The organism is Macrococcus psychrotolerans (assembly GCF_038095555.1).
Taxonomy (GTDB): domain Bacteria; phylum Bacillota; class Bacilli; order Staphylococcales; family Staphylococcaceae; genus Macrococcoides; species Macrococcoides psychrotolerans.
Map to the genome: position 1 here is coordinate 1,546,713 of NZ_CP124591.1, position 14,502 is coordinate 1,561,214.

15 protein-coding genes are annotated in these 14,502 nt (G+C 39.3%); 4 read left to right on the top strand and 11 right to left on the bottom strand.

Going from position 1 to position 14,502, the window contains the following annotated elements; translation table 11 throughout:
• Positions 1-105: 105 nt before the first annotated feature.
• The 10 genes from QA539_RS07905 to QA539_RS07950 all read right to left on the bottom strand — a co-directional run bounded on the left by QA539_RS07905 (position 106) and on the right by QA539_RS07950 (position 11,892).
• Complete coding sequence (locus tag QA539_RS07905; RefSeq protein WP_241427452.1) at positions 106-1,320, bottom strand: NRAMP family divalent metal transporter; 1,215 nt, start codon at positions 1,318-1,320, stop codon at positions 106-108.
• 225 nt (positions 1,321-1,545) lie between these two features.
• The gene (locus QA539_RS07910; RefSeq protein WP_219492867.1) at positions 1,546-2,754 is read right to left on the bottom strand and encodes an NRAMP family divalent metal transporter; all 1,209 of its coding nucleotides are present in this window, start codon (positions 2,752-2,754) and stop codon (positions 1,546-1,548) included.
• Positions 2,755-2,775: 21 nt separating this feature from the next.
• Complete coding sequence (locus tag QA539_RS07915) at positions 2,776-3,528, bottom strand: LamB/YcsF family protein (protein WP_219492869.1); 753 nt, start codon at positions 3,526-3,528, stop codon at positions 2,776-2,778.
• 1 nt (position 3,529) lies between these two features.
• Positions 3,530-4,879, bottom strand: a complete 1,350-nt coding sequence (gene accC / locus QA539_RS07920) for an acetyl-CoA carboxylase biotin carboxylase subunit (RefSeq protein ID WP_219492870.1) — start codon at positions 4,877-4,879, stop codon at positions 3,530-3,532.
• A 12-nt stretch (positions 4,880-4,891) separates the two neighbouring features.
• Positions 4,892-5,323 carry an acetyl-CoA carboxylase biotin carboxyl carrier protein gene (locus QA539_RS07925; RefSeq protein ID WP_120786861.1) on the bottom strand — a complete coding sequence of 144 codons (432 nt, stop codon included), beginning with the start codon at positions 5,321-5,323 and terminating at the stop codon, positions 4,892-4,894.
• Position 5,324: 1 nt separating this feature from the next.
• Positions 5,325-6,293 (bottom strand): biotin-dependent carboxyltransferase family protein, encoded by a 969-nt coding sequence (locus tag QA539_RS07930; protein WP_353743114.1) that lies wholly within the window; start codon positions 6,291-6,293, stop codon positions 5,325-5,327.
• The gene (pxpB, locus tag QA539_RS07935; RefSeq protein WP_219492872.1) at positions 6,293-7,003 is read right to left on the bottom strand and encodes a 5-oxoprolinase subunit PxpB; all 711 of its coding nucleotides are present in this window, start codon (positions 7,001-7,003) and stop codon (positions 6,293-6,295) included. Before pxpB ends, QA539_RS07930 begins: the two co-directional genes overlap by 1 nt.
• A 202-nt stretch (positions 7,004-7,205) precedes the next feature.
• Positions 7,206-10,736 (bottom strand): S8 family serine peptidase, encoded by a 3,531-nt coding sequence (locus QA539_RS07940; RefSeq protein ID WP_219492873.1) that lies wholly within the window; start codon positions 10,734-10,736, stop codon positions 7,206-7,208.
• Between the two features lie 93 nt (positions 10,737-10,829).
• Entirely contained in the window at positions 10,830-11,024 is a 195-nt protein-coding gene (locus tag QA539_RS07945; RefSeq protein ID WP_219492874.1) for a hypothetical protein, read from the bottom strand.
• A 157-nt stretch (positions 11,025-11,181) separates the two neighbouring features.
• A complete protein-coding gene (locus tag QA539_RS07950) occupies positions 11,182-11,892 on the bottom strand; it encodes a transaldolase (protein ID WP_219492876.1) in 711 nt (236 codons plus the stop codon).
• 134 nt (positions 11,893-12,026) lie between these two features.
• Between QA539_RS07950 and QA539_RS07955 the strand changes: the two genes are divergently transcribed.
• Genes QA539_RS07955 through QA539_RS07965 form a run of 3 tightly spaced genes read left to right on the top strand, consistent with a single transcriptional unit; the run spans position 12,027 to position 13,026 of the window.
• Complete coding sequence (locus QA539_RS07955) at positions 12,027-12,323, top strand: hypothetical protein (RefSeq protein ID WP_099483777.1); 297 nt, start codon at positions 12,027-12,029, stop codon at positions 12,321-12,323.
• Between the two features lie 38 nt (positions 12,324-12,361).
• Positions 12,362-12,697, top strand: coding sequence for a fluoride efflux transporter FluC (locus QA539_RS07960; RefSeq protein ID WP_419895059.1), 336 nt, complete (start codon positions 12,362-12,364; stop codon positions 12,695-12,697).
• On the top strand, positions 12,694-13,026 hold the full coding sequence (locus tag QA539_RS07965; RefSeq protein WP_219492877.1) for a fluoride efflux transporter FluC: 333 nt from the start codon (positions 12,694-12,696) through the stop codon (positions 13,024-13,026). The genes QA539_RS07960 and QA539_RS07965 overlap by 4 nt, the downstream gene beginning before the upstream one ends.
• A gap of 155 nt (positions 13,027-13,181) precedes the next feature.
• Here the strand turns inward: QA539_RS07965 and QA539_RS07970 are convergent, their stop codons facing one another.
• Positions 13,182-14,096: a nuclease-related domain-containing protein gene (locus tag QA539_RS07970; RefSeq protein WP_219492879.1), complete on the bottom strand. Its 915-nt coding sequence runs from the start codon at positions 14,094-14,096 to the stop codon at positions 13,182-13,184.
• Positions 14,097-14,313: 217 nt separating this feature from the next.
• Between QA539_RS07970 and QA539_RS07975 the strand changes: the two genes are divergently transcribed.
• Entirely contained in the window at positions 14,314-14,475 is a 162-nt protein-coding gene (locus QA539_RS07975) for a hypothetical protein (protein ID WP_219492881.1), read from the top strand.
• The last annotated feature ends 27 nt before the right edge of the window (positions 14,476-14,502 follow it).

The following is a 14,502-nucleotide window of genomic DNA, read 5'->3' on the forward strand; positions in this document are numbered from 1 at the left end:
ATAGATAAAAATGAATCTATTGAATTCTTTTTTCTATCAACTTTAGTGATTTAATCATTATAAAAACACAAGTAGCAAAATCAACTACTTGTGTTCATATCTATATTATCCAAAATATTCAGCCATGCTTTGGATTGAGAAAAGTCCTGCGAATATCGTTACGATGACTGCAAATACACCGAGCCAGAATATCCATTTCGGATGTTCATAGTCCCCAACAATCGATTTCTTTCTTGATGCAATGAGTATCGCTGTCAGTGACACCGGTAAGATGAGTCCATTGAACGCACCTGCAAGTACCAGTAGCTCAACAGGTTTCCCTACAAATGAAAATATTGTTGTAGATATCACGATAAATAATATGACGACGATATTGTTATGCTTTAGAAACCATGGGTGGAATCCTTTTAAGAATGATGCACTTGTATACGCTGCTCCGATTACAGAAGACATTGCAGCCGCTAGTAACACTAATCCAAATATGCGTGGGCCAATATCACCAAGCGCATGATAGAATACCGATGCTGGTGGATTATCCGGATTCAATTTAACCCCTGTGGATACTACGCCTAACACAGCTAGAAATAGTAACATACGCATCACACCTGTTGTCACAATACCCGTGTTTGCTGCTTTTGTGATAAACGGTAGGTTCTCTTTTCCTGTCATTCCAGCATGAATCAATCTATGCGCTCCTGCAAATGTTATATATCCACCGACTGTACCACCTACGATTGTAATGATCGGCATCACAAGTGCAAATGGATTATCAGGCAAGACCATTTTTGTTGCTGCTTCAGCATATGGTGGATTCACTTTAAACATAACGAAGGCAACAATCAATATCATAGAAATCCCTAATACTTGTGTCACAATATCCATTGCTTTTTGTGCATGTCGACTAGAGAATACAAGAATTGCTACAATCCCTGTAATGATCGCGCCAACCTTCACATCCATGCCAAGTAAGGCATTAAACCCGAGTCCTGCACCTGCGACATTTCCGATATTAAATGCAAGACCACCAAGAACAATGAGTATTGAAATTACAGTTCCGAGTCCTGGCATTACTTCATTGGCAATCACCTGTCCTCGTTTTCCGGTTACCGTCAGTACACGCCATACATTTAACTGTGCACCAATATCAATGATGATACTTACTAAAATCGCAAACGCAAAGCTTGCTAAATATTTTTCTGTAAATATTGTGGTTTGTGTTAAGAAAGCAGGCCCAATCGCTGAAGTTGCCATCAGGAAAATTGCGCCTAATAGTAATCTTCTTTGAGCTGCTGTCATTTTTTGCTTTTTTCTTTTTTCCATGGTCATCTCCTTTAATTTCGAAATAATAAGTCTTAGATTTGAGATTATACATGTATATTTTTTTCGCCACAACAGTCTGAGTCAACAAAATTATATTCTTGTAAGTTTATAGTTGTTATGTTATTTTCTTAGGTTAGTCTATTTTTTGAATTTGTACCCTACAAGATTGGTATAGCGTCCATTTCGTACGACAAAAAAACACCTCACTGATGTGAGGTGTAAGTATTAGCTATTCCATAGATCAATCAATGCCTGGATTGAGAAGAACCCAGCGCCGATTGTTGCAAGTACTGCAATTACACCGAGGACAAGTAGCCACGTTGGATGTTTGTAATCACCAACGATACGTTTATTTTTAGATGCAATCAAGATTGCTGATAATGTAATCGGTAAGATTAGTCCATTGAATGCGCCTGCTAAGATTAATAATTTAACAGGTTTACCGATTGTTACAAATACGATTGTCGAGAATACGATAAAGATAATGATTACAATATTGTTATATTTCGAGAATACCGGATGAAATCCTTTCAAGAATGATGCACTCGTATAAGCAGCACCAATTACCGATGTTAATGCGGCTGCTAATAATACTAATCCGAATATACGTGGTCCAATTGGTCCTAATGCATGCTGGAATGCTGATGCCAGTGGGTTATCAGGGTTTAATGATACACCTGTTGCCACTACACCTAATACTGCTAAGAATAAGAAGAAACGCATCACACCTGTTGTAATAATCCCTAAGTTTGCTGCACGTGATACGAATGGTAAGTTCTTCTGTCCCACCATGCCATCATCAATCAGGCGATGGGCACCGGCGAATGTAATATATCCTCCTACTGTTCCACCAACGATTGTAATGATCGGCATAATAAGTGCTGCTGGATTATCCGGCATCACCATCTTTGTCACTGCTTCTCCATATGGCGGTTGTGTCTTAATCATTACGAATGCTACTGTCAGTAACATGAGTACACCCAGAATTTGAGTGATGACGTCCATGATTTTAGCGCCACTCTTACTTGAGAAGATGATAATTGCAAGGATTGCCGTAATCACTGCACCGAGACGTACATCAATGCCAAATAAAGCATTGAACCCAAGACCTGCTCCAGCGACATTCCCGATGTTGAACGCAAGTCCACCCATCACAATCAAGATTGCAATGAAACTTCCGAGTCCTTTAAATACTTCGTTTGCAATATCCTGGCCACGTTTCCCTGTCACAGTTAAGACGCGCCAAATGTTAAGCTGCGCACCGATGTCAATGACAATACTGATCAAGATGGCAAAGGCAAAGCTTGCAAGATGCTTTTCAGTAAATACAGTTGTCTGCGTTAAGAATGCCGGCCCGATTGCTGATGTTGCCATCAGGAAGATTGCACCGAAGAGCAGACGCTTCTGTGCTGCTGTCATTTTTTGTTTTTCCATAGTATTTCCCCTTTGATTATGTTATATGGTTTGAATCTTGATTCCTTCGGTCTGTAATGCTTCGATAATTGCCTTTACAAAGGCTAATGCTTCTGGTCCGTCACCATGCACACAAATAGAATCTGCTTTAAGGTCAATAAGTTTACCTGATACTGTTTTGACTTGTTTATCACGTACCATACGTAATACATGTGCCACCGCTTCAGATTGCTCATGAATCATCGCATTATCTTGTTTGCGTGAAACTAATGTCCCTTTATCTGTATAATTACGATCTGCGAATACTTCATTGATTGCAGTCATGTCTTTCTTTTCTGCTGCTTTAACGAGCGTACCACCTGAGATGCCCATGACCTTAAGTTCCGGGTTAAAGTTGTAGATGGCATTGACGATAGCATTTGCCAGTCCTTCATCACCACTTGTCGCATTATAGAGTGCACCATGGGGTTTAACATGGTTAATAGTAACACCATGTTTCTTACAGAATGCGTCGATGGCACCGAGTTGATAGGTGATTAAGTTTTCTACTTCATCATACGTCATATCTAGGTTACGTCGACCGAACCCTTGCAGGTCTGGATATCCTGGATGTGCACCGATACCTGTACCATGTGCTTTACAACGTTCTATCGTCTGATTTAATACATTAAAGTCACCTGCATGCATCCCACAAGCAATATTTGCTGAAGTAATCAACGGAATAATCGCTTCATCATTGCCTATCTTATAGTTACCGAAACTTTCGCCTAAATCCGCATTTAAGTCAATGAACATATTATCCCTCCAGGAAGTGATTTTTCTCTAAGAATTTAATATCAACTAAGTTTTCATGATATCTTGGATGCTGTACGATACGATACTGGTAATCTAAATTTGTCTCGAATCCCGCAATAACTGTTTCATCAAGTGCGGCAAGCATCTTCTTGATTGCGCGGTCACGTGTCTTATCGAATGTAATGAATTTACCGATCATCGAATCATAAAATGGAGATACCATACAGTCAGGATATAAGAATGTATCGATACGTACCCCTGGTCCTGCAGGAAGATGTAATGCAGTTACTTTCCCTGGACTCGGTCTAAAGCCATGATTCGGATCTTCGGCATTGATACGGCATTCCATACTAAAGCCCATGATTTGAATGTCTTCTTGTTTCAGATCAAATTCATCATATAATGCAATCTTGAGCTGTGCCTCAATGATATCAACGCCAGTGACCATTTCCGTTACGGTATGTTCTACTTGAACACGCGTATTCATCTCAAGGAAGTAGTATTCTTGTATTTCTTCTACATATAAGAATTCAAGCGTACCTGCGCCGCGATAGCTAATATTTTTCGCAGCGTTAACAGCATCTGTCGTCATGCGTACGCGTACTTCGTCCGGCACGATAACAGCAGGTGCTTCTTCAATTAGCTTCTGGTTGTTACGCTGAATCGAACAGTCACGATCATAGAGATGTACAGCATCTCCATGGCCGTCACCAATGACCTGAACTTCGATATGACGTGCTGTACGAATGAATTTCTCGATATATACACGGTCATCACCGAATGCTTTCTTTGCTTCGTTCTTTGCAGCATGGAATAAGTTATCGAAATCTTCTTCACGACTCACGATACGCATCCCTTTACCACCACCACCGGCAACCGCTTTAATCACAAGTGGCACTCCGATTTCACGCGCTTTTTCACGGGCTTCTTCGATCGTTGGAATGACATCTTTAGAACCTGGAATAACTGGGACACCTGCAACAATCATTGTCTTACGTGCCTCTGCTTTATCACCCATCTTGTCGATAGTCTCAGGCGTCGGTCCGATAAAGACGATGTCATGCTCAGCACAAAGGCGTGCAAACCTAGAGTTTTCCGCTAAGAATCCATATCCTGGATGGATGGCATCTGCATGTGTAATTTCTGCAGCGGCAATAATATTATTCATATTAAGATAACTTTCTGTTGAACTCGCAGGGCCTATACAAACTGCTTCATCTGCAAGTGCAACATGTAAGCTGTCAGCGTCGGTATTAGAATAAACTGCAACCGTCTTGATGCCGAGTTTCTTACATGATCTGATAATACGAATCGCGATTTCCCCGCGATTCGCGATAAGAACTTTCTTCAACGTATTTCCCCCTTACTTCTCTTTAATACGTACAAGTGGCTCGTCATATGCAACAGCAGTACCATTTTGTACGAAGATTTCTTCGATTGTACCGTCAACATCTGCAAAGACATCATTCATCACTTTCATTGCTTCAATAATACCGATGCGATCACCTTTTTCCACTTTATCTCCTACACGAATAAAAGGTTCCTTCGATGTTTCATCCTGCATATTATAGTATGTTCCGACAAGCTGAGATTTTTGTACATGATCGCCTGGCGTTTCTCGTTCAGCTTGAACTTGTGATTGTGGTACTCCTGCAACAGGTGCTTGTGGTACGTATTGTACTTCTTGCACCGCTTTTTCTACGTAATACTCATCTTTCCCTGACTTTACTTTAATGATCTTTAAATCATTGTCGTTCATCATATCGATTAACTGCTGTAACTTTTCTGAATTCATTTTACTCCGCCCTTTGTATTAATTTTTGGATTCTGCCACTCGTATGTCTTACATCATACGCATGTAGGCCAACTTCATTAATAATGCTCATCATTTTCTTCTTCTCTTCAATCGCTTCTTCAAGCGTTCCTTCTACAAGGCGTACTTCACTGCCAGGTGCTTTTTGTACAAGTGTCGGGATATCTGCAAAGTATACCGTCCCAATCTTCGCATAACCACCGACAGTCTGACGATCATTCAATAAAATAATCGGCTGCCCGTCAGATGCAACTTGTATGCTACCCAATTGGACAGGTTCTGAAATAATGTCATAGTTCGTCTTCACTTGAAGCGGTTCACCTTCTAGACGCATACCCATACGGTCAGATGTATTTGAAATTTCATAAGTGTTCAGCAATGTTTCATGAACATCTTTAAAACGTTTATACTGACGACCAGGTATAAAACGGATCGTACTCACCTTATCGATAAAATGTGTCGCTAAGCGCTGCGTCTTGCTATGCTCAGGCTTATTGAACTCGAGAATATCATCTTTACGTAATGTACGCCCTTCAACACCACCGATACCAATCTTAGTGTGTGTTGCATAACTATTATTCACCTTGTCCAGCTTAAAGCCATTCTTTACTGTTAAATACGTTCTATAGCCGTTCTTCACTGCTTTGAATGTTAAGATATCTCCGGCTTCAGCGTTATGTACAGCACGATTTTCTACAGGTGTATCATTAAGTTCCGCAAGCATATTACCTCCTGTAATCACAAATGCACATGCTTCTTCAAACTTAAATATCCCCCCTTGCATCGTCATCTCGATACTCATAAATTCATCATTGCCTAGGAGTAAATTACCAAGCATGACTGCACGATAATCCATTCCGCCAGAAGGACTAAGACCGATATTCTGATAGCCGAATCGACCGAGATCTTGAATGGTCGTGAACAACCCTGGATTAATAACCTGTAATCCCATCATTTCTCCTCCTTCACTTGTATCTCATACGTACCCGCTTCAACTTGACGCTTAATCTCGTCAAACTGTTCAAGCGTAATCGGTTCGTACTTAATATAATCACCCGCTTCATAATAAACGACAGGATTTCTATTTGGGTCATAGAGCTTCAGTGGTGTCTGCCCGATAATATTCCAGCCTCCTGGTGACTGAAGTGGATACATTCCTGTCTGATTCGCAGCGATACCGACAGAACCTGCTGGAATCGCTTTTCTAGGAGATGACCTACGCGGCGTCGCGATACGCTCATCCAGACCACCAAGATACGGGAACCCCGGCATAAATCCTAGCATATAGACTAAGTATTCATTTTCAGAATGAATCTGAATCACTTCTTCTGTCGTTAATTCATGTGCTGCTGCAAGTTCTTCTAGATCAAGCGCATACTTTTTGTCATAACATACAGGTATTACAAACGTACGCTTCTTTTCAGTATTACTGTCAGCTATCTTTAATTCTGAAATGTGCTTCTTTAGTTCATCATGTGTTGTTATATCATCATTAAAATATATTACTAAAGTATTATATGAATTGACCAGTTCAGTTATCCCTTCAATCTGTGCCTGTTCGATCGCTCGACTTAGAGCAATCACAGATGTGTTAATATCAGGTGCGATTTTTTCGTTAAATACGCAGCTAATACAATTTTCACTAACATCGAAAAATTTCATCATGTAACCCCTTTCTTTACAACATTAATATGTTACCATAATTTTCTGATTATTAGAAACTATTTTCTATCATTTAACGCGTTAAGGCGACTATATAGAGGCACAAGGGGAATGCGAATTTGGCACCATGCCAATTTCATACATCAATTCTCTCCCCTTTAAAACAAAAAACCCTCCCGACATAAATTCGGGAGAGCTCATATTACTTCAATCCAAATGTATTAAATTGTGTAACCTGGATACCATATTGTCCAAGCTTCTTATCGTACTTACTTGCGACGCGTTGGTTAGCGTCTGCATTATATACATTCAGTCCTCTGTTTCCTTTAATATATAATGCATAAGGTCGTACTAATGATTTCACTTCTGAATCTCCAGCTTTAACCAGTACTTGAACTGCATTCTGATATGTGCTGTCTACTTTTTTAATCTGTATCGTTACATCTCCATATTTGCTCAGTTCATTCATGTTTGCTGAATTTAAACTGACAGCGTGCAGCGATGTATTTAATACGATACTTTTATTCTTCTTCATCTGTGAAAGTTTAGCAAGCTGTGATTTAGTAAAGGTTACAGCTTTGTCACCTTCCACTGTTAATACTTTTTGCTTTCCGTTAACAAATTGATTGACTTCGCTGTCTGTTAACGTCTTAGCTTCATCAACTGGTGTCCCAGTGTTATCTTTGATGTCTTTGTGTCCTTCTGAGACCTCATTCGTATTCGTGTTCACCGTATACTTAAAGCTGGCTTTATTTCCTGCAACATCCTCAACGTTTAATGTGAGATGATATTCACCTTTATCGTTGATATCGATCGTTCCTTCACCACCATCAGATATTACGACTTCACCTGTTTTATTATTGCTTAGTTCATAGCTAGCTTTTAGAAATTCAGAAACATTATAGTTAATATCATAACTTGCAAGTGTTTCTTTAGCATTGATGTACAGGTCATCAAGTTTAAATGATAGCTTTCCATTATTTAAAGCTAATGATTTTATTTCTGCTGGTTTCGTCTTAACAAATAATGGATAGTCATCTGCTGTGGCATTTCCATTATCACTCGTCGTAATAGCATCTACTGCATATACACCGTCTGCAAGCTTCCCTTCAACGCGATTTGAGCCTTCAATATTGTACAGCTTACCATCCAGCACAACTTCTTTCTCTCCATCTAAACCAGGGAATAGATCAATACTTCCTACGTAACCGTCACCTGCTGGTCCACTCTTCTCATTCAGTAAATCATAATATTTTAACAGCGTTAAGTTTTGTTTATTATATACTTTCATGTGTACTGAAGAAGCGTCATTATTACCATCACCGTTTGGTGACATATGGTAGTTTGTCAGGGCAAATTTTTCAAAGCCTTTCTTCTTCACTTCAGATAAGTTCGCTGCAAATGGCAGAGCATAGGAACGATTGCCTTTAAAGTGAATATATCCTTGAATTTCGTCACCTTGAACAGGTGTGCCTGCTGGAATATTTAAGTTTACAGTAACCTTACCTGACTGGATTGATTGCACATCTGTAGTTACTGTTGCACCAGATTTTGAAGGTCGTGTTGTTTCAACTTCAATTGCATAGTTATCATCAGATGATAATTTCTGTACATCAATAGTCTTCGTAATTACTTGTGCTTTACTTGTCGGAACTTGGTTGCCAAATGCAATCGTTCCACGTGTATGTGTTTGTTTCACGCCATTTACTTCTGTTTCATGCGCCACTTTGAAAAGTGATGTTGCAGTTGCAGCTTCAAGTGGCTGAACTAGACCCGCACCTTGACTGAAGACGTCAAATTTAGATTTATCAAGATGTTTCGCTGTATTGCTCAGTGCACTCTTAATATCAAATGGTGTCCATTCTGGATGTAATTCTTTCAATAGGGCACTCACCCCAGAGATATGTGGTGTAGCCATCGATGTTCCTGTGTATTGTGCGTATGCCTTACTATAGTTATCGCCTACTGCAAACGAAGGAATTGTCGACAAAATATTTGTTCCAGGTGCACTCACGTCAGGCTTAATATCAAAGTTTGGCAATGATGGTCCACGAGAAGATGAGTCATTCACGTCATCTCCTGGTGTCGTCGTAACGTTGAATTTAGTGAAATCAATCATCACCTTCTCTTTTTCAAGCTTCGCTTTCAGTGCTAAACCTTGTGTGCGGTCCATATCAACAGTCGGGATATAATCGAATGAAGCACCCACGAAAATATCTGCCGGTCCTGGGCTATTTGACCCTGTCTCTGAATTGTAAACAATAACCGCCTTTGCACCTGCATCTTTTGCATTTTTAATCTTCTCTACAAATGCAATTTCACCACGTTCTACAAGTGCAACTTTATCTTTCACATTCACTTGCGCAAAATCTTCTTTCTTTCCAAGTCCTGGTATATTTACAAGTTCATATTGATCCTTTAACGTTGTTTCTGGATTATTTCCAAACTCATACGCCATCAACTTGTAATTCTTTGTTTCTTCACCTAGCTTTAAATCAACATCTATACGTTCTTCAGGTAGTGTTGTATTACCTACGCCGATTCCTAACGGACTCGTTGCCGGTCCACCAATTGTTGAACGCTCTGGTCCGGAGTTTCCTGTTGCAACGTTCGCCGTTACACCAAGGAGCATCGCATTGTTCACTGCCATCGAGTTCGCTTGATTTTCTTCTGGACTTGAATTACCTAGCGATAAGTTGATGACATCCATATCATCCTTCACCGCATCTTCAATGCCACCAACAATCCATGACGTACTTCCACGACCGTACGCTCCAAGCACACGATATGCATATAAATCGACATTCGGTGCGATACCATACATTCCGAATTCATTCTTACCTTGTGCAGCAATCGTCCCTGCAACGTGTGTTCCATGAGTTGTATAATATTCGCTGCCACTTTCATTGACTTCCGGCAGGTGGCCTGGACGTTCTTCCGGTTTCGTTTCATAAGGGTCATCTGCATTACGCTTCGTATTGTAGTCACCACCACCAACATAGTTGCGGCCACCCTTATAGACATCCTTTAAATCTGGATGGTTATAGTCGATTCCTGTATCAATTACTCCGACTTTAACACCCTTACCTTTATTACCTAGCTCCCATACTTTATCTACCTTCAAATGTGTGATACTCGGAATCAGCTTTAAGTTCAGCTCATCTCCCATCGTATCTTTGGCCACATCTTGTTGTTTTGAAGCCTGCATTTCAGAAGGATCGATTTGGATGACATCATCTTTTTCGACGAGTGCGACATCTTCAATTTGAGCAATCTTTTCAATATCTTTAGCATCAACCGTCATTGCCTCAGCGTTAATTACCGTTTGATATGAATGATTCTTCTTATATTTGATGCCTTTATTCTGCATCTTGCTGTTTGCCTTCTGCTGCTGTTTTGCAATCTTTTCTTTAACCTTTTCATCTGAGAGCTTTGACCATTTCTTGCTCTTGGTCTGTTTTAACCCTCGTTCCAGTCCGACAGAGGGTTCATCATAGTGTACGATAACATTGACTTGTCCGGAAATCCCCTTTAAGTCATTATCAATTGCCCCTTGTTGGCTCAATACTTTCAGCTGACTGTCAATCGCTTTATTTTGGGCAATGCTTGTACTATTTAACTTTGGTGCTCGAGGTTTCTTGGTGTCAAATTCTGCACCTTGAACAGGTGACACCAGTGTTGTTACAAGTCCGATCGATAATAATGCCGCTTTTAGCTTAAACTTCTTGGTCAATGAAATTCCTCCGAATCATATAATAGTCTGAAAATTTTGTATGTTTATTATATTATATCGATTTTCGAAAGAAAGCAATACCTTTTTTTTATTTTATAAAATTGTGTTGTCATCATGATCACGTTCAATATGCAGAACATAAGGATTTTGAATAAGGAGGCTATGGTCTTCCTCATTCAACTCTACTAAATATTGCTGCATCATTTCGTAATGACGAATGACGTCTATATGTGCTTCTTCAAAAAAAGAGTCTTGTGCGTCAGGATGGAGCTGCACTAAATATTTCATAAAATCACCTCACTTGTAAAAAAAGTCTGAGACGGAGAATGTCTCAGACTACTGTTATTTTGTGCGAGTGGCCGTTTTTTGGACACTCAGATGTATTTGGGTGTGCGAGTGGCCGTTTTTTGGACACTCACCACATCACCTACTCATCACAAATCAATTATAAAATACTCAAGCCGCTCGCTTTAATATCTTTTTCGAATCCTTTTACAGTATCTACTGAAAGTTCATTAATGTCACGCCCGATGTTCGGGATCTTGTTTACAACATCTGCCGGACACGTAATAATATCACAGCCGATTTCATCTGCCTGAATAACATTGTATAACTCACGACAGCTTGCCCATAATAACTTCACGCCGTCTTTACTGTGACAAACTTCAACCGACTGTTTCATTAAAGGCATCGGATCTACACCTGTATCCGCGATACGTCCAGCAAATACTGATACGTATGACTCAACGCCCGGTTTAATCGCATCCACAATCGCTTCTACTTGTTCAATCGTATATACTGCAGTGATATTCAGTTTAATATCTTGTTCAGATAAGCGTTTGATAAGCGGAATCATTGACTCTCCCTTTGTGTTCACTACAGGAATCTTAACAAATACATTTTCGCCGAATGACTGGATGATGGCTGCTTCTTTCTCCATCATCTCCATATCATCACCGAACACTTCAAATGAAATCGATGCATCAGGAATTGCTTCTACTGCAGCCTTTGCAAATGAATTATAATCTTCTACACCTGCTTTAGCCATTAATGATGGGTTTGTCGTAAACCCATCTACCGTCTTGTTCTGATACGCCTCTTTCATCTGATTGATATCGGCACCATCTGCGAATACTTGAACATTTAACTTAGTCATAATTGACCTCCTCTTAATTGATATCTTTATTATAACAATTTCTTTCGTGTACGCTACATTGACAACTTATAAAAAAACAATACGGAACAATATAAATATGATAAAATATAAGAATTAAAATATGGAGGTTTATTATGAAAGGGAACAAATACGTCTATCTGTCCATATTCTTCGTCCTTTTAAGCATTATCTGCAATGGCTACAATCCTTTGATGTCTATGCTATTTGGTTCTTTAAAGTCTATCGTCTTGTTCACAGGTATCTCCAACTGCATTATGCTGATCATCAGTATCATAATGATTGATAAAGGGTTAAAAAGTGAACTCTCTTCAGGCATTCGTAAAGTTGCAAAAGTATGGCCATTTGTCATACTGATCGTTATTTTATTACAATTATTAAGTATTTTGATATTATTCGGCATTCTAGGATAGGACTGAGGTCCTGTCCTTTTATTATAGGAGGTTGAAATATGCTATTTATCGTGATGAGCATGCTCGGTGCCGCGAGCAGATATGGGCTCAGCTTAATATTCGAAAATATATGGGCTACACTGATTGTCAATGTTATCGGTGCTTTCTTAATGGGTTATAGTTCCACTGCGTTAAAAACACGCTTAGATCCCCATCATTATAAAGCAATTACGACTGGGTTCCTTGGCAGCTTCACAACATTTTCCACGATGAGTAAAGAGACGTATGTATTATTGTCAACAGGCGCGTATAGGATGCTAATGCTTTATCTAGTGCTTACCATCATTGGTGGATTTCTGCTCTGCCTTCTCGGTGTAAAGGCAGGTGCGCGATGATCCTTGTAATGCTTGGTGCTCCAATCGGGGCTTATTTAAGATTATTACTCAGCAAATATAACGATGCATATCCCACAGGGACGCTCATTGCGAACCTGCTCGGGTCATTGCTGCTCGGACTATGTGCGGCATTAAGCGATAGCTGGAGTTTATGGATATGTGTCGGTATTTTCGGCAGTTTCACGACATTTTCTACACTTAATCTTGAACTTGTTGCACTGTGGCAGTCGCATAAACGAAAGTGTCTTACTTATGCGCTTTCAAGCTATATATTCGGACCCTTACTGTTTACAGTCGGCTATGTTTTAATACATATTACAAAATTGTAATTTTTTGTGAAGACAGTAGTAAACATGATAGAAGCATTGACGAAAGAAAGTACCAGATTAATCGATAATCTGGTACTTTCTTTTATTTTTTATAAGTTTCTTTACGTAAGCACCAGAAAACGCAATAATCTGGTACTTGCGCATCTGAATTCACTCTACGGATTCAAATGTTCAATTGCTGCACGTACTTCTTCTAATTCTTCAACTTTATACTGGAATCTGCCGTGGAAGACAAACTTCTCGAAGAAATGTTCCAATTCTTTCTCACCGACAATTACCTTCACACTATTATCGCGAGAGTAGTTCGTAATATGCTCGCTTCCTACTCCTTCTGCATTGTAGTAAGCAATCGGTGTAACCGGATACGGTAATTCGAATACTTTCTCTAATCGTTCTGCCTTTAGCTTCAGTTCTTCTATCGAATGTTTGTATGACCTGAACTGTGCTGAACCGTCTTCTCCCTTATCGAGACAGATTGTCTGTTCAGATTTCGAATCTAGTTCTAATATGTTGAATACTGTTTCAAATATCGGTTCCCCATCAAACTGCATCTCACTAATACCGTGGTATAGATGTCCTGTCCAGTAGTTAGAATCGATTACGTAAATTCCTGTACGTGTTAAAATAACGTGATCTAGCTTATCTGTACTTTTCACACGTTTTCCTGGAATATAGATATTCGCTAATACGTGCATATCTTCTGGACGGATGCGTTCTTGTGCGACAAGATTATCTTTAAGGTTAATCAATGTTAAATCCGTTAAATATTCTCCCTTATCTCTAGAAAATAATTTCAGTGAATCAATCTGTGCATTTTGTGTCGATAACTGTGCTTCGTATGTATCTTTCTGTTCAGCAAGTTCCTTCTTAAACGTTAATCTTGATTTTTCACTAGATTCCTCGTAGTTACTTTTCATTTCTGAACGTTCTTTGTTCAGTGCTTCTTCCTTTGCACGTATTGCTTTCTTCTTGCTCGATAGTGCATATATAAAGAGCACGATGAATAACAACAGTGCTACTGCTAATCCAAGTGCGATATAATGCATGGGTTGTAAATTTGATAAAGACATAGCTCTCACCTTTCTAATGTTTAATAGTTTCATTATAAAGAAAAAGAGACACAACTTCATTGTTTTAGATAAATTAATTTAAAAATAAAACTGCTTTTCACATCTTAATAGAAATTTCACACTATTTTATAATAGATTAACAATACCTTAATATCTAAATGGAATACTTGCAGTGTCCATACCTATACTCGGACAAACTACATTGGAGGTTTTGATAATGGCAAAGTACAAACAAATGTTACTGGCAGGATCATTCGCGTCAACTCTACTACTAGGAGCTTGTGGTAATGAAGAGAAATCAGATGATGCTAAAACTGAAGATGCAGCAAAAGAGGAAAGCACTGAAGAATCTACTGAAGAAGAGACAACCGAAGAATAATAATAAAAGCTGTAAACCTCATTGGTT